Genomic DNA, 19,310 nt, shown 5'->3' with positions numbered 1-19,310 from the left:
GCCGCAGTCCTGCGTCGTTACTAGGCCGTCGGCTTGTTTCGTGCCACTGGAAGGTGCTTTGCCCACCAACTGAGAATGTGGTCGAAGCGTTGCCGGCGATGATGCGGGGTTCCGGAACGGGACAACTCGTGGTCTTCGCCCGGAAACACCAGTAGCGCGGTCTCAACACCCTGTGCCTTCAAGTGGGCGTAGTAACGCTGCCCTTGTTCAACGGGGCAGCGAAGATCATTCTCACTGTGGATCACCAGGGTGGGGGTGCGGACATCTTCAATGACAGCCATGGGACTTTGGGCCAGCATCTGCTCCCGGGTTGTTCCGGTGTACTCGCCGCCGAAGAACCAACCAATGTCCGATGAACCGGTAAAACTGACGGGATCCAGGAAGCCGCGCTCCACGATCGCGGCCTTGAACCGGTGCTGGTGGGCGATGATCCACGCGGTCAGGTAGCCGCCATAGGAACCGCCCATGATGCCTACCTGGCTTGCGTCCAACCTTGGATTGGAGGCCAACGCCGCGTCCAGGAAGGCGAGCACATCCTGCATGTCCAGGGTGCCCATTCGCCCCTTGATGGCACGCCCATGCTCCTGGCCATAACCGGATGATCCCCGGGGATTGCACATCACCACTGCATATCCGGCGGCTGCGTAGACCTGGGCCTCGTCAAAGAAGGCTCCCGTGTACTGGGAGAACGGTCCGCCATGGATGGTCAGTAGAACCGGATGGGGTCCGGGGCCGTTCGGCATCACCAACCAGCCATGGACGGAGTGTCCATCGTCGGATTCGGCCTCGAAGTCCAGTGGTTCAATCACTGTGGAATTGTTCCGGAGGTTCCCGGAGAAATCCGTCAGGAGGCGAAGCTCGCCCCGCTCCAGGGACGCGACATCCCCGACGGTCGAGGCATCGGAGAGGCTTACCGCGATTTCCCCGTTCGCCGCGACAGATGCCCCGATCACTACCCGTGCACCGAACACGAGGGGCGTGATGACCCCTTCCGCCGTAACATCAAGGAGTTCGACAGTGCCCAGCGCAGAGTTCAGGACGAGGACACTGTCCGGCCCGTTTGGCTCCAGCGGCCCGGAGACGTCCAGATGTTCACGGTCGGTCAGGACTGTGGCCTCTCCACCGGCCAGTGGCATCACATGCAGGGCAGAGTTGCGTGCCACGAAGTCCCTGCCGGTGTCTCCGAGGTCCTGGGCGATGTAGAACAGCCACTGACCGTCGGACGAGGGGCGCACCTCCGTCACGGTTTGGCGCGTCCGGTTGACGGGTTCGACGACGATCGGCTCGCCTCCCGCGGCATCCACCCGGTAGACAGAGGTGACGAGGTCGTCGTCGTGACCTTCATGGAGCGCGGCCACGAAATAAAGCCGGGAGCCATCGGCGGAGAAGCTGGGCGATGTGTGGTCGGCGTCCCCGAAGGTGAGCTGCCGGGCAACCGGAAAACCCGCATGCTCCGGCGTCGGCTGCTCGTGGGCAGCCCGGCCGCGCGGAATGACGGCAGGCTCACCACCCAGATCCGGAACGTCCACGACGAACAGTTGCTGGCGCTGGTCGGCGGTGTAGCCAACGCCGTTCATCATGTACTGATTGGCGGTGATGAGGCGTGGGTCTTCGGATCCGGGGGTAACGTCATCCACCGTTCCGTAGCGACCCTGCTCGGGGACCCGTGCCTGGAAAGCGATACGGTGCGAATCCGGCGCCCAGACGAAGCTGTCCACGCCCGCGTGTTGGTCGGTGATGCGCTGCGGTTCTCCGCCGGCCGATTCCACCACGAACAGTTGGGGCTTGCCGCCGGGATCGCTGCGAAGGAACGCAAGGACCAGCCCATCCGGTGAGAAAGCGGGAGAAGTATCCCTGAAACCCCGAGTGATGCGGCGCGGGTACTTGGCGGTGTCCAACGGAACTGACCAGAGCTGGCCCACGTAACTGTCAGCGTCGAAATCAGGCCTCGTGACGGATACCACCGTCTTGGTGCCGTCAGGGTGGATGGCCGGTGCGGACACGGAATTCAACAGGGGCAGCTGCTCGGGTTTCACGTTGGTGAGCCTAGCCGGGTGGCCCGGCCGGCGGCACCAGACACTCCGTTCCACCGTAGGATTGAAGCCATGTTGTCCGATGCCGTTTCCGCCCTGCGCTGCCCTGTTTGCCAGGGAATTTTCGATCTACGGGAAGGCGCGCCAACGACGCTTGCTTGCCGGGCGGGACATCTGTTCGACGCCGCCAAGCAGGGCTACTTCAACTTCCTGACGGGAAAGGGCACCGTCTTCGAAGCTGATACAGCAGACATGGTAGCTGCCAGGTTCAGGTTCCTGGACAGTGGGCACTACAACGGTCTGGCCAGGGCCCTGGCGGACACGGCGGCCGAGGCCCTCGATCGGCCGGACGCATTGGTTCTCGACGCCGGAACCGGAACCGGCCATTATTTGCGCACCGTTATCGAAGCAACAGGTGCATCCGCGGTCGGCATGGATATTTCCAAATTTGCCCTTCGTCGCGCGGCCCGTATCAACACCCAAGCAGCCAACCTGGTGTGGGACATCTGGCGTCCGTTGCCGATGGCGGATAACTCGGCGGACGTGGTGACTGTTGTGTTCGCGCCAAGAAACCCTACGGAGTTCGCGCGGGTCCTTCGCCCAGGTGGACGGTTGTTGGTGGTGACACCGCGGCCTGGCCACCTTCAGGAGGTTGCTGCCCGGACAGGGATGCTCGGCATCGAGGAAGGCAAGGAAGAGCGGCTTGCGGAGTCCATGAATGCCTACTTTCCTTCGTCCGCCAGTCAGTCCTTGGACCTGCCCCTGGTCTTGGGGCCAAGCGAGGTAGCCGACCTCGCCTACATGGGCCCGGCAGGCCACCACCTGCACCGGGAAAAGTTGGCCGAACTGTCAGCTTCTGATGGGCCTGTGGCTACCACGGCCAAGTTCCGGATCAGCGTGTTCACCGCGTCCTGACGCTTGACGGTGCGTCGGGCTAGGATGGAGGAACAGTGACTGTGATCCCGCTCGCGGGATCCGGGACCAAGGGGGAACGATGTTTGAATGGCTCGGCGAGAACTGGTGGGCTCTCTGGCTCACAGTCTTCCTCGCGTTCGCAGTGGTGGAGATGCTGACTCTCGACCTCTTCTTCATCATGCTTGGCGGCGGAGCTCTCGCGGGTTTGATCGCCGACTTCGCAGGCGCCGACTTCTGGCTTCAGATCGTCATTTTCAGCGTGGTCTCCCTCCTCATGATCGTTTTCGTCCGGCCAGTGGCCTTGAATCACCTGCGCAAGGGTCCCGCGGAGCAACTATCCAACATCGACCGTCTCATCGGCCAGCCTGCCCTCGTCATAGAAGCCGTGAGCAGCACCAGCGGGCTGGTGAAGATCGGCGGTGACGTCTGGAGTGCGCGAAGCGCAGCCGGAGTAATGGACCCCGGCTCCACGGTCCAGGTCACCAAAATCGACGGGGCGACGGCGGTGGTCGCCTCGGCTGCCGACAACAGCCCCCTCTGACGCTTCGGCGTTTTCAAGTTTTCAGGCCGTTGCCGGGCCGGGCAGCTTGCCCGCGCACAGCCTCATCAAGCCACGCAATTGGGGAACGAAGGAGATGTATGGACGGCTTAGGAGGAACAGCAGCGGCAATTGTGCTGATTGTTCTCGTTATTTTTGTGATTATCGTGTTGGTCCGGTCGGTAAGGATCATCCCGCAGGCGCGTGCCGGCGTCGTAGAACGGCTCGGCAAGTACCAGCGCACGCTTAACCCGGGACTGACCATCCTGATTCCGTTTGTCGACAGGCTCTTGCCGTTGCTCGATCTCCGCGAACAGGTGGTGTCCTTCCCTCCACAGCCGGTCATTACTGAAGACAACCTCGTGGTCTCGATCGACACCGTGGTCTACTTCCAGGTCACTGATCCCAGGGCGGCGACGTACGAGATCGCCAACTACATCCAGGCCGTGGAACAGCTGACCACCACCACGCTTCGTAACGTTGTGGGCGGGCTGAACCTGGAAGAAGCACTCACGTCCCGCGACCAGATCAACGGTCAACTGCGTGGGGTTCTGGACGAGGCCACGGGACGCTGGGGAATCCGGGTCTCCCGCGTGGAACTGAAGGCGATCGACCCGCCCCACTCCATCCAGGACTCGATGGAAAAGCAGATGCGTGCAGAGCGTGACCGCCGCGCTGCCATCCTGACTGCAGAAGGCACCAAGCAATCACAGATCCTGACTGCTGAGGGACAGCGCCAGGCTGCCATTCTCGCGGCCGAAGGTGACGCGAAGGCCGCCATCCTCCGTGCAGACGGTGAAGCCCAGGCCATCCAGAAGGTCTTCGATGCCATCCACAAGGGCAACCCGGACCAGAAGCTGCTTGCCTACCAGTACTTGCAGACGCTGCCCAAGATCGCAGAGGGCAGCTCGAACAAGCTCTGGATCATTCCCAGCGAAGTAGGCGAGGCCCTGAAGGGCATTGGCGGCGCACTCGGAGGCAACAACCCGGACTCCCCCGTGGCAGGTCTCTTCGACGGCAGCTCCAAGGCCCCGGAACCGGTCGCGACAGTGGAACCTTCACGCCCGGCCGAGTAGTCCCCGCGCCCTGGGAAAAGGGCGATCAGTAACAACGCGAGCGGTCAGCCAGTCCGGCTGGCCGTTCGCTGCGTCCGCAAGGTTTTGAGTAGTCAGCAAAGATCAGCGTATAATAGGATATTTGTCCGGCTGGTTCAGCGTGGACGGAACATTAAAGCTTGGCCAGGCGTTGCAATTAGTGATGCAAGGTGTGCAGAAGTAGTCCGCAGGGATCGTGAAGACGGCTTGCGGCTAGCGCGGAGTTCCTGCTCCGCGAACAGACAGAGGGAGTAATCATGAGCGATCGCAGCCTGCGGGGTATGCGTCTTGGCGCCCAGAGCATGGAAACTGAATCCGGCGTTGAACCGGCACCGCGCCAGCGGGTCGAGTACCGTTGCGAGGATGGCGAGCAGGTCTTCGTAACCTTTTCCTCCGAAGCAGAGATCCCTCCCGTTTGGGTTTCCAAAACGGGAAAGGAAGCGCTCCTGGTTGACGGCGAGCGTCCCGTGGACGCCAACGAGAAAGCCGTCCGCACGCACTGGGACATGCTGCTCGAACGCCGCAGCCTTCCTGAATTGGAGCAGATCCTGGAGGATCGCCTGAACATCCTGCGTGAGCGCCGCGGGGAACGCCGTTCGGCATAGTTTCCACAAACACGCAAAAAGGCCGGGTCCGGTTCCCTTGGGAACCAGACCCGGCCTTTTGCTGTGAGAACTACTTTGCGGCCTGGGGTGACTTCCGGGTGAGTTTGGCCCAACGCGCTGCCAGGCCCCATTTGGTGACGTTGATCATGGCTTCCACGACAATGTTGCCGCTCATTTTCGATGCCCCGAGTTCGCGCTCCACGAAGGTGATGGGGCGCTCCTCGATGCGAAGGCCAAGCTTGGCCACGCGCCAGGCAAGGTCCACCTGGAAGCCGTAGCCGACCGAGTCCACTTCGTCCAGCTTCAATGCCTCGAGCGTACTGCGGCGGAAGGCGCGGTATCCGCCAGTGACGTCCTTGATCTTTAAGCCGAGCATGAGGCGGGCGTACGTGCTGCCAATGCGGGAGATGGCCTGTCGGTAGAGGGGCCAGTTGACGACGCTGCCGCCGGGAACCCAGCGGGAGCCCATCGCGAGATCCGCGCCATCTTTAACGGCATCGAGGAGGAGCGGCAGTTGTTCGGGCTTGTGTGAACCGTCCGCGTCCATTTCGACGAGGACGTCGTAGCCCGCCGCCAGGCCCCACTTGAAGCCGGCGATGTAGGCCGCCCCCAGGCCTTCCTTGCCCTTGCGGTGCAGGACGTGAACCTGGCTGTCCTCAGCGGCGAAGTCGTCGGCAAGCTTTCCCGTGCCGTCAGGGCTGTTGTCGTCGACCACCAGGACGTCCGAGTCGGGTACTGCTTTGCGCAGCCGTCCCAGCGTCACGGGGAGCGATTCCAGCTCGTTGTAGGTGGGAATGATCGTCAGGACACGCAAGAAGAGGCCTTTCCTTGATGGAGCGGTCAGTGTGCCGGACCAGCCTGGCAGCTGGCGTTCTGGCGCAACTCTCCATTATAGGACGACGGCGGCCATGACTTTTGCGCTTGTGGCGCCGGCCACAGTGGCTAGACCCGAAGCGATTCGTGGGCGAACAGTTCGCGGCCCTCCCGGACAGTCTGCAGGCAGCGGGGATCGTTGCCGGTGTCGAGGGCAGGCAATAGCGGTGTGCGGGCCCGGGGGTCCGTGCTCCAGGACTGTACTCGGCTGTCAGCTACCTGGACCATCAGTTCTTCCACTTCCCACACGGCGAAACTGGCCGGCGCTCCAGGTACCAGCTGTCCCATCAGGGGGTTTCTGTGCTTGGCGGCCCGCCAGCCGGCGCGGGTGTGGCCCAAGAACGCCGCACGGGCCGAGATGCGCTGGTCCGGGTTGCTGTGTTCGAGGCAGGCACGGACGCTGGACCAAGGCCGGAGCGGAGTGACAGGGCTGTCACTTCCAAAGGCAATCGGCACGCCACTGGAGTAGAACGAGGCAAACGGATTCATGGTCCGGCTGCGGGTGCCGAGGCGTTGTTCGTACAACTCCCCTGGCGCACCCCACGCGGCGTCAAAACCAGGCTGGACGCTGACGGTCACTGAGTACTTGGCCAGCCTGTCGATGGCCGACTGATCCGCCATCTCCACGTGTTCCAGGCGGTGGCCCGCTGCACGGATGCGCTGCTCCCCCACTTCGGCTGCTGCGGCATCCAGGGCGTCCAGCACGGCGGCAAGGCCGGCATCGCCTATGACGTGGAATCCTGCTTGTACGCCCAGCGCCGAAGTGGCGGCAAGATGTTTGCTGGCTTCGTCCACTGACAGGTAGAGACTGCCCCGGTGCCCCGGTGCATCGGAGTAATCCGCCACGAGGGCCGCCGTCCTTGAACCAATTGAGCCGTCCATGTTGAGGTCGCCGGCGAGGCCCAGGACCGCAGTGCCCAAGCCATCCAGAATGGCCTTGGCGTGCTCTTCCGAAGAAGCCAGCTCACCCCAGTACGGGAGCACCTCCGGGTTGTCCCCGGGCTCGTTCCAGGACACAGCCATCCTGAGGTCCTCTGGTCCGCAAATGTGCGGTGCGGACATCTCCGCCAGCGCTACGTAGCCATGGGCAGCAGCTTCCTGCAGGGCCCGTTCCTGGTATCCGCGCCTTTCGTGGTCGGGAAACTTCCGTGCGGTGAGGCGGGCTGCTGTGTGTGCTTCCCGCACCACGCGTGCGCTGCCGGTAAAACCGTCCAGGCCTTGCAGTCCGGCTGCCGAGGCCAGGGAGTCCGAAACGAGCGCAGAGTGGACGTCGACGCGGGACAGGTAGACGTGGCGACCGCCGGCGGCCCGGGCGATCTGTTCAAGGGTGGGCAGCGTGGGATCATTCCACGTGGTTTCATCCCAACCATGGCCCAGAATGGTGCCCGAACCGCCAGCGGCGGCAACAGCGTCGAGCAGTTCTTTTGCCGAACGAACGACGCTGAGCTGGAGGCCTGCCAGGGCCACGCCGGTCTCCGTCAAATGGGCGTGCGAGTCCACGAACCCGGGGGCCAGGAGTGCGCCGTGCAGATCGATGATCTCCATGGACGAATCAGCAATTGAGGTGGCCGCTTGTTCAGACCCGACCCAGGCCACGGTGTCGCCGTCGACAACCATGGCCGTCGCAAAGGGATCAGCCGCAGTGTAGATCGAACCGTTACGGTACATGGTGACCTTGCGGCCGGATCCGTTGGGCTGCTGGCCGACAGGCGCGTCGGGCTGGTTCATGCGTTGGGCTCCTTGAGCATCGACAACAAATCAAACATGGGAGGGGCTGGTCAGGCCACGGTGGAGTAGGCCACGACGCCCCTCCGGACCAAATCAATCGCCTCGCGGCAAATTCGGGCCAACCGTGGATCCAGCTGGGGGATTTTGGCCAGCTGGTCCAAGAGGTCCACCACCTGCTTGGCCCACCTGACGAAGTCACCGGCAGCGAGATCAGTGCCACTGAGCACCTCCTGCAGGTGGCGGCCCTTGGCCCACTTGTACATGGGCCACATCAGGCCCAACTCGGGTTCACCGGTCAGGGGAAGCCGGTGTTGCTCCTCGGTATCCTCCAAATGGGACCACTCACGAACCACGATGTCCACTGCCGATTCGAGGGCGACGGAGGGCATCTTGGGGCGCAGGCCCCGGTCCTCACGCTTGGCTTGGTAAACCAGGGTGCTCGCAAAGGAAGCAAGCTCCGCGGCATCGAGATCGTTGATGGCACCCTTGCGGATGGACTGCGAAATGAGCAGGTCCTTCTCGCCGTAAATCCTGCGGAGGCGTTGTCCGTCGGCACTGATGGTGACCGCTCCGGCGTCGTTCGTTTCAAGGTAGCCGTAAACAGAGAGGACCTCGCACACCCGGTCGAACGTCTTCGCGATGGTATTGGTGCGGCCCTGGATCTGGCGAACCAGGCCGTCTGTCTCCTTGCGAAGCTTCCACCAGCGCTCGGACCACCGTGCATGATCCTCCCGCTCGCTGCAGCCATGGCAGGGATGCGCCCGCAGCGCGCGGCGGAGGTCCGCGATCTTCTTCTCCTGGTCCGGCAGCCGTGCGCCCAGGCCAAAGTCCTCATGCCGGCTGTTCCGGTGCCGTTGGGGCGCGTCCTCGCTGATGGCGTGCCGCATGGACGACGCGAGATCGCGGCGGGACTTGGGAACCTTGGCATTGAACGATTTAGGTATCCGGATCCGGGTCACCGGGGACACCGGCCCGTCGAGGTCGTGGACACCGATCCGGCGGAGTTGGTTGTCCTGCGTCAGCACCGAGGGCCGTGGCTCACGGGCGTTGGGGTCCACGTCAAGAACCACTGCGTGCCCTGCGAGGCGGCCACTGTAGATGCTGATGACATCGCCGGGGATCAGTCGTGCCAGGGAGTCAGAAACACGGGACTTGCGGGCACGTTGGTGGTCGCGGGCCGCAAAGTTCTCCGCATCGCTGAGTTCGCGCCGCAGCTTGGCGTACTCGGTGAAATCCCCCAGATGGCATTGCATGGACTTGGCGTACCCTGCCAGGGATTCTTCACGGCCACGGACCTGCCTGGCAAGGCCGACGACGGAGCGGTCGGCCTGGAACTGGGCAAAGGAGGATTCCAGGATTTCGCGCGCCCTTACCCGGCCGAACTGGGCAATCAGGTTGATGCTCATGTTGTAGGTGGGCCTGAAGCTGGAGTTCAAGGGGTAGGTGCGCCTCGAGGCAAGGCCGGCCACCGCCGCCGGATCCGTTCCCGGTTGCCAGAGGACCACCGCATGGCCTTCGACGTCGATACCCCGGCGGCCGGCACGCCCGGTTAGCTGCGTGTACTCCCCCGCCGTGATGTTGACATGCGCTTCACCGTTGAACTTCTCCAGCTTTTCCAGGACCACGCAGCGGGCGGGCATGTTGACGCCCAAGGCCAGCGTTTCCGTTGCGAAGACTGCTTTGACAAGTCCGTCTGCAAAGAGTTTTTCCACTACTTCCTTGAACGTAGGAAGCATCCCGGCATGGTGGGCAGCGAAGCCCCTGACCAAGCCGTCGCGCCATCCCCAGAAGCCGAGGACATCAAGATCGTCGGCAGGGATCTCATGGCTGGCTTCGTCCACCCGCTGGGCAATGATCTGTTGCTCCCGCTCCGTGGTGAGCCAAAGCCCCGAGGCGGCGCACTGGGCTACTGCGGCGTCGCAGCCGGCGCGGGAAAAGATGAAGGTGATGGCGGGAAGGAGGTCCTGCCGCCGGAGGCTCTCGATGACTTGCGGGCGGCTGGCCTTGCGGACAGGGCTGCGTTGCTCGGACTGCTGGCGATCGTCACGGTGGCGGTCCTGTCGACGGCGGCTCCGGCCACCATGGCCGAACCGTCCGCCCATGTTCATCCGGCTCTCGGAACGGGCCATGGCCAGGAGATCCGGATTCACTTCGAATTCGGGACCGGTCACTGCCTGGCGCACTTTGGTGGCGGATGCTCCCTTGGCTGAGACGCGGCTGTCCTTGGTGGGCTCGCTGGATATCTCCGCTGCCTCCGAGAGGTCAGGTGCGTCGGATTCCTGCTCGCCGGGGGCTACCGGAGCAATCTCATCGAAGGTGGTGTCGCCGGCGAAGAGGTCAACGATCTCCCTGCCCACCATGACGTGCTGCCACAGGGGCACCGGACGGTGCTCGGAGACGATCACATCAGTATCCCCGCGGACGGTGTCCAGCCAGGCACCAAACTCCTCGGCGTTGGAAACAGTCGCGCTGAGGGATGCCACCTGCACTTCGCTGGGCAGGTGGATGATGACTTCCTCCCAGACGGCGCCGCGGAAACGGTCCGCCAGGTAGTGGACTTCGTCCATCACCACGAAGCCGAGGTCGCTCAGGGTCTCTGAGTCCGCATACAACATGTTCCGCAGGACTTCAGTGGTCATCACCACTACCGGCGCTTCACCGTTGATGGTGGTGTCGCCTGTCAGCAGACCCACATTGGCCGCACCGTACTTGGCTGCCAGTTCCGAGAACTTCTGGTTGCTCAGCGCCTTGATAGGGGTGGTGTAAAAAGCTTTGAGGCCCCGCTGAAGAGCCAGGAAAATGGCGAACTCGCCAACAATTGTCTTTCCGGCGCCGGTGGGGGCTGCCACCAGCACGCCACGGCCCTCCTGCAGCGACTTGCACGCTTCGCGTTGGAAATCATCCAGCTCGAAGTCAAGCGAACCGGCGAAGGCGCCGAGGTAGGTTTTTGCCTCAGCCGCCCTCTGGGCTGCCGCCTGGTAACGCTCTGATGGAGAAGGAGACCCGGAAAACGAAGACATGCATCAAGCCTAGTGGCCCAACGTCTAGAGATTCTCCAGATCGGAGGCCGGGGTGGCGATATCCGCAGTGGCTTCGGTCTCGGCAGCACGCTTGATGGCGCGGCGTTCACGACGACGGTCGTTGAGGAGGCACACCCCGATGGCGGCGAAAAAGAGCAACAGCATGGGGGCTGCCAGGTAGAACATGCTCATGGCGTCCGCTCCGGGGGCTGCCATGGCCGCGAACAAGCAGACCAGGAAGATGGTGATGCGCCAGCTCTTGACGAGCTGCTTGCCTTTGACAATGCCGGCCAGGTTCAGGCCAACAAGCACCACCGGGACCAGGAAAGCTATGCCAAAGGCCAGCAATAGCCTTAGCACGAATGTCAGATAGACCTGAGCCGTGATGAAGTTGGAGGCGCCCACCGGGGTAAAGTCCGTCAGGACCCGGACCGCGTTGGGCAGGACGAGCCAGGCGAGGAGGACGCCACCGATGAACAAAGGCACTGCTGCGGCCACGAACGACAACGCGAGGCGGCGTTCCTTTTTGTGCAGGCCGGGCACGATGAAAGCCCAGAGCTGGTAGATCCATACCGGACAGGCAATGATCACACCCAGGAAAACCGAGACTTGGACCATGAGGTCGAACGAACTGGCCACGCCGTCAAAGTTCAGGGTGGCGGCGCGACCCTCTTTTTGATTCAGGTCCTTGATCGGCTTGATCAAGGCCTCCAGTAGCGGTTGATAGACAATGAAGCCCACCACTGTCCCGACAATGACGCCGATTGCAGCCTTGAAGAGCCGGTTCTTCAGTTCCTTGAGGTGGTCAAGGAGCGCCATCCGGGCTTCGGGGTTGGCCTTGCGCCCCTTCGTCTCTACCACTTCTCTTTAGACGCGGTTGGAGGGCGGAACGTCGGTCTCGCCGGTGTTCTGGGCCTTCATGTTCTGCGTCTTAGCATCCGGGTGGCCTACAACCTTGCCTTCAACGGCGTCGGAAGCGTCCTGGGAGTCCTTCGTTTCCGAAGAACCGTCCTTCTTCATTTCCCGGACCTCAGACTTGAAAATACGCATCGACTGCCCAATGCTGCGCGCCATGGACGGCAGCTTCGGCGCTGCAAAAAGCACCAGAGCCAGAACGATGATGATGATGAGATGCCAGCCTTCGAGCCTCATGTGGGGAGGTCCTTTCCTTTTGGATACATCCTACGTCTATCTGAATTCAATGTCGTGCAGGGATTGCGGCTGACCCCGCTCCGCTTTGCGCTGGACGCGCTTTTGGCGGCGAACTTCCTGCCGGAAGGCTTTGGCCGTCAGGTAATCATGACGCATCTGATCCGGGGAGGCAAAAATGGCGGATCCCGGCGTCGGGCGTTCTTCGGCCTCCTCTACGTCGGAGGTTTCGGAAGCAGGAGAAAGGTTGCTGAAACGTTTCCCGGCGTCCCCCAGTTCATGAACAGTTGCCATGAATTTCCTGAACAAGCGATAGCCCAACGTCAGGTGCAGGAGCAGTGCAAGAGCTACGAGTGCGATCCACAACAGGATCCAGAACCACCAAGGCATCTGAGTAGTCTAGCCAGCCTCGACGCCGGAAGCAGAGTCGTACTGCGCCAGTGCCGCGTTCAGCCACGCGAGGACCTCGTCCCGCAAGGACGTTGGTTGCAGGATCCGGACCGTTCCCCCGTGCTGTGAGACGAACATGGGCAGCCACCCTGCGTTGCCGAACCGCACTTCGGCGAGCAGGCCGCCGTCGGGAAGCTGGGCGGTGCGTTCGGCGTAGTAATCATCTGCCAGCCCGGCGCCCTGGCGGGTCAGCTGCAACAGCACCAGGATGTCGTCGTCGCTGGGAGTGAACAACCGCGCCGGGAAGTCCTGGCCCGTCGGCGCCGGTCCTGCCACGGGACGTCCGTTCTGCTCCAATGCCTCCACCCTGTCAAGCCTGAAGTTCCTGATCCCTGCCTTGCTGTGGCAGTACGCCTCGAAATACCACGTGCTGTCCATGGAGTAGAGCCTCAGGGGGTCGACATCCCGTTGAGTCACTTCGTCGCGTTGCAGCGACAGATACCGAAGCCTCAACTGCCGTCCGTCCCGGATTGCCTGGGTAATGGTGGCAAAGGCCTCCGACTGCTCCGGCGCCACAGACTGGCCAGCCACTGAACCGGCCAAGCGACCAGCCTGCCCCGCAGCGCCGGTCAGCTTGATGGTGACAGATTCCAGGGCACTGCCAGACTCGTCGTCGGCCATTCCCGCCAAGGCAGGCAAATCACCCAGCATTGCCAGGCCTGTCAGCAGCGCGGCGGCCTCGTCCTCGCTGAAACGCACGGGACGGTTCAGGTCCAGGTGCTCCGAGATGTACACGTGGTCGTTTTCCCACTGGATGTCAAGGAGATCATCCGGATAGCCCTCGGGCAGCCCCGAGCAGATGAGGATTTTCAGGTCGTCGATCAGTTCCTTGCGGGAGATTCCAAAACGGTCCGCTACCTCCTGGATATGCAGGCCCTGGTGGTGGACCAGGAATGGCACCAACTGCAGCATCCTGGCCAGTTGGTCTTCTGAAGTCCGCTTCCGGGAACGCGGTGCGCGGGAGGCTTCAGGGAACTCCACCTTCACGGCCGGTGTGGCATCGAAATCTGCCGCGCCTTTGAGGCGGCGTACGACGGCGGCACGCAGCTCAGCTGGTTCGGTCACCACCACGTGCGGACCGTAGGACGCCAGTTCCTCGGCCAGTTGTTCAGGATCCCGGAAGTCAAGGAGGATCCGGTCGCGGTCTCCGTTGCTCCCGGATTGTTCTGTGACGACCGGTTCTGTGACGACTGGTTCTGTGACGACGGCCCTTTTGCGAAGCGCCAGCAAACGGTCCTTGTCCACTTCCAGGACTGCCCTTTGCAGGGGCAGTTCGTTGAGCGAATCGAGTTCTGCCCGGGCGTTGAAGCCCGCCGGCGGCTCAAAGCTGCTGCCCGCCACCACGGTCAACGCGGTGGTCATCCGTGAGAGCCGGAAGATTCTCTTGGCGCCCCTCCCCTTGTCAAAGCCCACCAGGTACCACTGGCCAAAGCGGCTGCCGAGGCCCCAGGGCTCGACCTCGCGTGTCTCCTCGCGTCCGGTGCTGACGGCGAGGTAGCCGAAGCGGACGGGCTGCCTGCCGTGCATGGCGGCAACGACGTCGTCGAAAGCCTGGCCTGGCGGCTTGATGCGCGGCTGAACACCGGAAGGAAGTTCGACGTCGGTGAATCCACCGGCGGCCTGCAGCTTGCGGACGGCACTGGCGGCTGCATTTCCGAGCGCGGCGCGCTCCCACAGCTGGGCTGCCAGCAAGAGGACCGTGCCCTCTGCCGGCGTCAGCTTTACCTCCGGAAGCCTGTTGGAGTCCTTGCCGATCCGGTAGCGGGCTGAAGCGGGGTCGTCTGCGCCGAAATTGCTGGGGTCCATCAGGGTTTCCACCTCAAAGCCGAACTGCTTGAGATCGGCCTTGTCGCGTTCGAACATGCGACCAAAAGCGACATCGTTTCCAGCGGTATCGTGGTAGACCTTTTCGCGCAGGACAGAGCGCGAAAGCCCCACCCTGGTGTTGAGCAAAGCAAGGAGCAGGTTCAGGAGTCGTTCAGTGCGGGATGCGGACACGGTTGCTACGTTACTAAAGTCCAGCGGGAAAACAGCAAGGCGCGTCACCTGCCGGGTGAACCGGAGGGTGACGCGCCTTGCAGGACAGTTGGTTCCTTAGCGGACAGCCACGAGGTCAACTACGAAGATCAGTGCTTCGTTCGGCTTGATGGCGCCGCTGGCGCCGCGCGAACCGTAGGCCAGCTCCGAGGGGATTTCCAGGCGGCGGCGACCGCCAACCTTCATGCCCAGAAGGCCCTGGTCCCAGCCCTGGATGACCTGGCCGACGCCTACGCGGAAGTCCAAAGGTGCTCCACGGCCCCAGGAGGCGTCGAACTCTTCGCCGGTGGACCAGGCCACGCCAACGTAGTGTGTGGAGACGGTGTCGCCTGCCTGGGCTTCGCGGCCGGTGCCCTCGATGAGGTCGGTGATGACGAGGTCCGTGGGGACGTCGCCTTCGGGGAAGTCGATCTCAGGCTTGGTGCGGTCGAATTCACGCTGTCCAAATGACATGGGTTCTCCTTGGTGTGAGGGATGAATGGTGTCAGGAACCAGCTTAAGCCAGCGCCTGCAATTCCAATGGGTTACTTGACGCCCAGGATGTCCACGACGAAGACGAGGTCGCCCTTGGCGTCGCCCTGGCCGGCTGCGCCGTAGGCGAGATCCTGGGGAATCACCAGCAGGACACGCGAGCCAACGGTCTTACCCTCAAGGCCCTGCGTCCAACCCTTGATGACACCCGTCAGCGGGAAGCTGGCGGGCTTGCCACGGTCGTAGCTGGAATCAAACTTGGTACCGCCCACGAGGTTGACACCTACGTAGTTCACCGTCAGCGTGTCGGTGGTCTTGACGGCTGCGCCCTTGCCCTTGATGAGGTCCTGGGCAACGAGTTCCTTGGGAGCTGCTACCCCGTCAACGGAGATCTGCGGGATGCCCTTGTCATCTTCCTTCACCGTGGGAAGGCCGGCAGGAGGAGTCACGGTGTCGCCTTCGGGCTTCTCCAGTACCGGAGCCGGGTCCTTGGCCGAAAGCAGCTTGAAGACAACCAGTTGGGTGGACGGCGCGGCCGAAGCCGAGGCGTTTCCTTGGGCCGAGGGATTCCCCGGAACTGCGAAGGCAATCTGCGAACCGATCTTGGCGCCAACGATTGCGTTGTAGATCTCTGCGTTGCCGGTCTTCAATTCATCGGTCAACTCGATCGGCTGGGGGCCATTGGCATAGGTGTCTTCCACCGTCTTGCCGTCGGTGCCGTCCACGGACAGGTATACGAGTTCGGCGGTCTGGCCGGCCTTGACACGATCGCCGTCTCCGTCAACAACTACCTTGACGGTGGGTTCGGTCACGCTGAGCGGCTTGGAGAACTCAACGCCGGGCGCTTTGTCGTTACCGTTGTCCGTCACTTTGACGGAGTCGAGCTTGGAAGTGTCGCCGGCGGTCTGGCTGGTGGGCTCGGGGGCCGGGTTGCTTCCGCCGCACGCGGTCATGAGCAGCAGGGCAGGAAGGAGAATTGCTAGGAGTCGGCGCACAAAAAAGACACTTTCGTCGGGGCAAAGGACACTCGGAGCAGCGCATTGCGCCTCCAAGCAGGTTGTCTCTTGGAAAGAGACCACTATCCAGAATAGCCCGTGAAACTGGGAGCCAGCTTAAAGCGCCTGTCAGCCCATGGAGTCCAGCAGGGCATCGACCCTGTCGTCTTCGCTGCGGAAAGGATCCTTGCAGAGGATGGTCTGGTGCGCACGGTCGTTCAGTTTCAAGTGAACCCAGTCGACCGTGTAGTCCCGGCCTAGTTCCTGCGCCCGGCGAACAAAATCGCCACGCAACTTGGCGCGGGTAGTCTGCGGCGGCGCATCGACGGCGTCCTTGACGTCAGTCTCAGTGACAAGCCGGCGTGCAGCTCCCCTGGCCTGGAGCAGGAAGAACAGTCCCCGCTGCCTCGAGATGTCATGGTACGTGAGGTCCAGCTGGGCGATCCGCGGGGAATCCAGGCTGAGCCCATGACGCCGCATGTACCCATCCATCAGCTTCTTCTTGATGGCCCAGTCGACCTCGGTGTCAATAGTGCTTGTGTCGCCGCTCTCGATGGCGTCCAGCGTGCGCTTCCACAAGTCCAGAATCAGTGGAACGTGGGCGTTGTGGGCCCCGTTGGTCGCCACGAACTCAGTAACTTTGCTGAGGTATTCGCGCTGGATATCCAGCGCCGTCAGCTGCCTGCCGTTGGCCAGGCGAACCAAGGCGCGGCCTGTGAGGTCGTGCGAGATCTCGCGGATGCTCCGAATGGGGTTCTCCATTCGCATGTCGCGCATGATGACGCCCGATTCGATCATGCGGAGAATCAGGTCCACGGTGCCGACCTTGAGCAGGGCCGACGTCTCGGACATGTTGGAGTCCCCCACAATCACGTGGAGGCGGCGGTAGAACTCGGCATCGGCATGCGGCTCGTCGCGTGTGTTGATGATCGGGCGTGAACGTGTGGTTGCCGACGACACGCCCTCCCAGATGTGGTCGGCGCGCTGGGAGAAAGCAAACGTGGCACCGTGCGGGGTCTTCAACACCTTGCCTGCTCCTGCTATCAGCTGCCGGGTGACCAGGAACGGAATCAGGATTTCGGCCAAACGGGAGAATTCGCCGCGGCGCGGGATCAGATAGTTCTCGTGGCTTCCGTAGGAGTTGCCTGCGGAATCGGTGTTGTTCTTGAAAAGGTAGACGGTTCCGTTGAAGCCCTCTGCGGCAAGCCTGTTTTGGGCCTCGTCCACGAGGTCGTCAAGGATGAGCTCCCCCGCCCTGTCGTGGGCAATGAGTTGGGCCAGGTCATCGCACTCGGCCGTGGCATATTCCGGGTGGGAGCCCACATCGAGGTAAAGCCGCGAGCCGTTGGTGAGGAAGACATTCGATGACCTCCCCCAACTGACCACTTTCCTGAAGAGGTAGCGGGCCACTTCCTCAGGTGCCAGTGGTCGCGAGTCCGGGCTCGAGTAGGAGATCCCAAATTCCGTTTCGATGCCGAATATACGTTTGTCCATCTCAGGCCTCCTCTGTGAGCAACCGGGTCATGTCCTCGGGCAACAGCCGCCTGAACGCCCTGCGCGATCCACGGTGGCTCTCCGACGCACGGTAGAGGACCGCGGCTTCGACGGCGGTAGCCGGCAGCGCTTCCAGTTCCTTGTCGGCGGCCAGGGCGCGCAACGCCAAACGCATGGCGCCGGCCAAAGTGAGTTCGGCCTCCCAAGCCCCGCTGACGACGTCGGAAATCTGCTCCGCCAGGCCGCCCATGACAACAAAGCCGTTCTCGTCCGCGATCGAACCATCGAAGGTCAGGCGGTAGAGGTGGTCCTGCTCTTGCGTGGCGCCGACCTCGGCAACTGCCAATTCCACTTCGAATGGTTTCTGTTCAGCCGTGAACACGGCGCCGAGGCTTTGCGCGTAAACGCTGGCCAGCCCGCGGGCCGTGACGTCTTCGCGGTCATAGGAGTATCCGCGGACGTCGGCGTAGCGGACGCCCGCTTGTCGCAGGCTCTCGAATTCGTTGTACTTGCCTACTGCCGCGAAGGCGATTTTGTCGTAGATTTCCCCGATCTTGTGCAGGGATGGTGAGGGGTTCTCCGCGATCAGGGCGATTCCGTCGGCGCAGCTGATGACCACCACGGACCGGCCGCGGGCTATGCCCTTGCGGGCGAAGTCCGCCCGGTCCTTCATCAGTTGTTCAGGAGAAACGTAGAACTGCTGTGTCATCTCAGGCCTCCCGTCCGGCGATGGCCCGCGATTCGACGATCGCTCCGGCGATTGCGGCCAGATCGCGTTCGGGCACCCTGCGGTTTCCGGCGCGGTTCACGGTGTAGACCACTGGCCAAAGCTGGCGTACGGGGTCCGGGCCTCCGGTGGCGGAATCGTCGTCGGCAGCGTCGTATAGTGCCTCGACGGCGACAGCTACGGCGGCTTCCTCGGAAAGATTCGGCTTCCACAGCTTTTTCAGCGCGCCCCTGGCAAAGACCGAACCCGAACCTACCGAGTGGTGTTCCTGCTCTTCGTAGCGACCACCGGTGACGTCGTAGGAGAACAGGCGGCCTACCCCGCTGACGTGGTCGAACCCGGCAAACAGTGGGATAACGGCCATTCCCTGCATCGCCATGGGAAGATTCCCCCGGATCATGGCGCCCAGGCGGTTGGCCTTGCCCACCAGGCTCAGGAGCGTTCCCTCGATCTTTTCGTAGTGCTCCAGCTCAACCTGGAACAGACGGGTGATGTCGATGGCAAGACCCGCCGTCCCGGCAATACCCAGCACCGAATATTCATCGGCCGGAAACACCTTTTCGATGTGCCGGCTGGCGATGACGTTGCCCATGGTGGCGCGGCGATCCCCCGCCATCAGCACGCCGCCGGCATACGTCAGTGCCACGATCGTGGTGGCGTGCGGCGATGGCGGTACGCTGCCGGCGGGCAGCGCCTGATTGAACGGAAGGAGTTCAGGACGCGAGCGTTGGAGATGTTCCGTAAATGAAGACGTTGCCTGGGTGGCCAGGGGGCCGTTTGATGGGTCCTGCATTGCTGCACTCCTTCGACTCTGCGTTCCTTTGCCCGGCGGCCTCACGCCGTCCGGGTTGTACATCCGAGTGTGGGGCCGGTTACTGGCCGCCCTTTTGGACGAACGCCCTGACGAACTCTTCGGCGTTCGATTCCAGCACGCCGTCGATTTCATCGAGGAGATCATCCACGCCCTGTGTGGCCTCGGAAGCCTGGGCTTCGGGCGCTGCTGGCGGAGCCTCCGGGACGTCCACTTCAGCTTCGGTTTCCCGTGACTGCGGTTGTTGCTGCTCCTGACCTGCCATTTTCTTTCTCCCTACTGTCAGTCCCCTGTTATTGGAGACTTCCTACTGCCATATTGCCACGCTGCGGGCTGCTGCGTACGGCTTTGGAGTGGTACGAATGTTCCT

The 19,310-nt window shown here is 62.7% G+C and carries 18 protein-coding genes; 4 read left to right on the top strand and 14 right to left on the bottom strand.

From position 1 onward, the window contains the following. Positions 1–20: 20 nt before the first annotated feature. Positions 21–2,036 carry a S9 family peptidase gene (locus PJL15_RS05315; protein WP_281450163.1) on the bottom strand — a complete coding sequence of 672 codons (2,016 nt, stop codon included), beginning with the start codon at positions 2,034–2,036 and terminating at the stop codon, positions 21–23. A gap of 69 nt (positions 2,037–2,105) precedes the next feature. Here PJL15_RS05315 and PJL15_RS05310 point away from each other — a divergent pair, with 69 nt between their 5' ends. The 4 genes from PJL15_RS05310 (at position 2,106) to PJL15_RS05295 (ending at position 5,185) form a co-directional block, all read left to right on the top strand. Then, entirely contained in the window at positions 2,106–2,948 is an 843-nt protein-coding gene (locus PJL15_RS05310; protein WP_281450162.1) for a methyltransferase domain-containing protein, read from the top strand. A 79-nt stretch (positions 2,949–3,027) separates the two neighbouring features. Beyond that, positions 3,028–3,489 carry an NfeD family protein gene (locus PJL15_RS05305; RefSeq protein WP_281450161.1) on the top strand — a complete coding sequence of 154 codons (462 nt, stop codon included), beginning with the start codon at positions 3,028–3,030 and terminating at the stop codon, positions 3,487–3,489. Positions 3,490–3,587: 98 nt separating this feature from the next. Further along, positions 3,588–4,562, top strand: a complete 975-nt coding sequence (locus PJL15_RS05300; protein ID WP_281450160.1) for an SPFH domain-containing protein — start codon at positions 3,588–3,590, stop codon at positions 4,560–4,562. Positions 4,563–4,837: 275 nt separating this feature from the next. After that, positions 4,838–5,185, top strand: a complete 348-nt coding sequence (locus PJL15_RS05295; RefSeq protein WP_011774875.1) for an RNA polymerase-binding protein RbpA — start codon at positions 4,838–4,840, stop codon at positions 5,183–5,185. 70 nt (positions 5,186–5,255) lie between these two features. Here the strand turns inward: PJL15_RS05295 and PJL15_RS05290 are convergent, their stop codons facing one another. From PJL15_RS05290 to PJL15_RS05230, 13 genes are all read right to left on the bottom strand, one after another. Next, the gene (locus PJL15_RS05290; RefSeq protein ID WP_281450159.1) at positions 5,256–5,999 is read right to left on the bottom strand and encodes a polyprenol monophosphomannose synthase; all 744 of its coding nucleotides are present in this window, start codon (positions 5,997–5,999) and stop codon (positions 5,256–5,258) included. Between the two features lie 128 nt (positions 6,000–6,127). Beyond that, complete coding sequence (locus PJL15_RS05285; RefSeq protein ID WP_281450158.1) at positions 6,128–7,786, bottom strand: amidohydrolase; 1,659 nt, start codon at positions 7,784–7,786, stop codon at positions 6,128–6,130. 50 nt (positions 7,787–7,836) lie between these two features. Continuing rightward, positions 7,837–10,806 carry a DEAD/DEAH box helicase gene (locus tag PJL15_RS05280; RefSeq protein ID WP_281450157.1) on the bottom strand — a complete coding sequence of 990 codons (2,970 nt, stop codon included), beginning with the start codon at positions 10,804–10,806 and terminating at the stop codon, positions 7,837–7,839. Between the two features lie 24 nt (positions 10,807–10,830). Continuing rightward, positions 10,831–11,667, bottom strand: a complete 837-nt coding sequence (gene tatC, locus PJL15_RS05275; RefSeq protein WP_281450156.1) for a twin-arginine translocase subunit TatC — start codon at positions 11,665–11,667, stop codon at positions 10,831–10,833. Between the two features lie 6 nt (positions 11,668–11,673). Beyond that, positions 11,674–11,958: a Sec-independent protein translocase subunit TatA gene (tatA, locus tag PJL15_RS05270; protein WP_281450155.1), complete on the bottom strand. Its 285-nt coding sequence runs from the start codon at positions 11,956–11,958 to the stop codon at positions 11,674–11,676. A gap of 36 nt (positions 11,959–11,994) precedes the next feature. Beyond that, positions 11,995–12,345, bottom strand: coding sequence for a hypothetical protein (locus tag PJL15_RS05265; RefSeq protein ID WP_281450154.1), 351 nt, complete (start codon positions 12,343–12,345; stop codon positions 11,995–11,997). Positions 12,346–12,354: 9 nt separating this feature from the next. Next, entirely contained in the window at positions 12,355–14,403 is a 2,049-nt protein-coding gene (locus tag PJL15_RS05260) for a helix-turn-helix transcriptional regulator (protein ID WP_281450153.1), read from the bottom strand. A gap of 96 nt (positions 14,404–14,499) precedes the next feature. Further along, complete coding sequence (locus PJL15_RS05255; protein WP_281450152.1) at positions 14,500–14,895, bottom strand: FKBP-type peptidyl-prolyl cis-trans isomerase; 396 nt, start codon at positions 14,893–14,895, stop codon at positions 14,500–14,502. A 71-nt stretch (positions 14,896–14,966) separates the two neighbouring features. Continuing rightward, positions 14,967–15,908, bottom strand: coding sequence for an FKBP-type peptidyl-prolyl cis-trans isomerase (locus PJL15_RS05250; protein WP_281450151.1), 942 nt, complete (start codon positions 15,906–15,908; stop codon positions 14,967–14,969). A gap of 129 nt (positions 15,909–16,037) precedes the next feature. Further along, entirely contained in the window at positions 16,038–17,402 is a 1,365-nt protein-coding gene (gene pafA, locus PJL15_RS05245; RefSeq protein WP_281450150.1) for a Pup--protein ligase, read from the bottom strand. A gap of 1 nt (position 17,403) precedes the next feature. Further along, on the bottom strand, positions 17,404–18,111 hold the full coding sequence (prcA, locus tag PJL15_RS05240) for a proteasome subunit alpha (protein WP_281450149.1): 708 nt from the start codon (positions 18,109–18,111) through the stop codon (positions 17,404–17,406). Position 18,112: 1 nt separating this feature from the next. After that, positions 18,113–18,922 carry a proteasome subunit beta gene (prcB, locus tag PJL15_RS05235; protein WP_281450148.1) on the bottom strand — a complete coding sequence of 270 codons (810 nt, stop codon included), beginning with the start codon at positions 18,920–18,922 and terminating at the stop codon, positions 18,113–18,115. 79 nt (positions 18,923–19,001) lie between these two features. Continuing rightward, positions 19,002–19,205 (bottom strand): ubiquitin-like protein Pup, encoded by a 204-nt coding sequence (locus PJL15_RS05230; protein WP_281450147.1) that lies wholly within the window; start codon positions 19,203–19,205, stop codon positions 19,002–19,004. Positions 19,206–19,310: the final 105 nt, after the last annotated feature.

Source organism: Paenarthrobacter nitroguajacolicus (genome assembly GCF_029952445.1).
Lineage (GTDB): Bacteria > Actinomycetota > Actinomycetes > Actinomycetales > Micrococcaceae > Arthrobacter > Arthrobacter nitroguajacolicus_B.
This window is presented reverse-complemented; position numbering and strand designations above follow the sequence as displayed.

Coding starts and splice junctions, on each gene's coding strand:
- PJL15_RS05310 (WP_281450162.1), top strand. CDS start 2,106: ATGTTGTCCGATGCCGTTTCCGCCCTGCGCTGCCCTGTTTGCCAGGGA.
- PJL15_RS05305 (WP_281450161.1), top strand. CDS start 3,028: ATGTTTGAATGGCTCGGCGAGAACTGGTGGGCTCTCTGGCTCACAGTC.
- PJL15_RS05300 (WP_281450160.1), top strand. CDS start 3,588: ATGGACGGCTTAGGAGGAACAGCAGCGGCAATTGTGCTGATTGTTCTC.
- PJL15_RS05295 (WP_011774875.1), top strand. CDS start 4,838: ATGAGCGATCGCAGCCTGCGGGGTATGCGTCTTGGCGCCCAGAGCATG.
- PJL15_RS05285 (WP_281450158.1), bottom strand. CDS start 7,786: ATGAACCAGCCCGACGCGCCTGTCGGCCAGCAGCCCAACGGATCCGGC.
- PJL15_RS05280 (WP_281450157.1), bottom strand. CDS start 10,806: ATGTCTTCGTTTTCCGGGTCTCCTTCTCCATCAGAGCGTTACCAGGCG.
- tatA (WP_281450155.1), bottom strand. CDS start 11,958: ATGAGGCTCGAAGGCTGGCATCTCATCATCATCATCGTTCTGGCTCTG.
- PJL15_RS05265 (WP_281450154.1), bottom strand. CDS start 12,345: ATGCCTTGGTGGTTCTGGATCCTGTTGTGGATCGCACTCGTAGCTCTT.
- PJL15_RS05255 (WP_281450152.1), bottom strand. CDS start 14,895: ATGTCATTTGGACAGCGTGAATTCGACCGCACCAAGCCTGAGATCGAC.
- pafA (WP_281450150.1), bottom strand. CDS start 17,402: ATGGACAAACGTATATTCGGCATCGAAACGGAATTTGGGATCTCCTAC.
- prcA (WP_281450149.1), bottom strand. CDS start 18,111: ATGACACAGCAGTTCTACGTTTCTCCTGAACAACTGATGAAGGACCGG.
- prcB (WP_281450148.1), bottom strand. CDS start 18,922: ATGCAGGACCCATCAAACGGCCCCCTGGCCACCCAGGCAACGTCTTCA.
- PJL15_RS05230 (WP_281450147.1), bottom strand. CDS start 19,205: ATGGCAGGTCAGGAGCAGCAACAACCGCAGTCACGGGAAACCGAAGCT.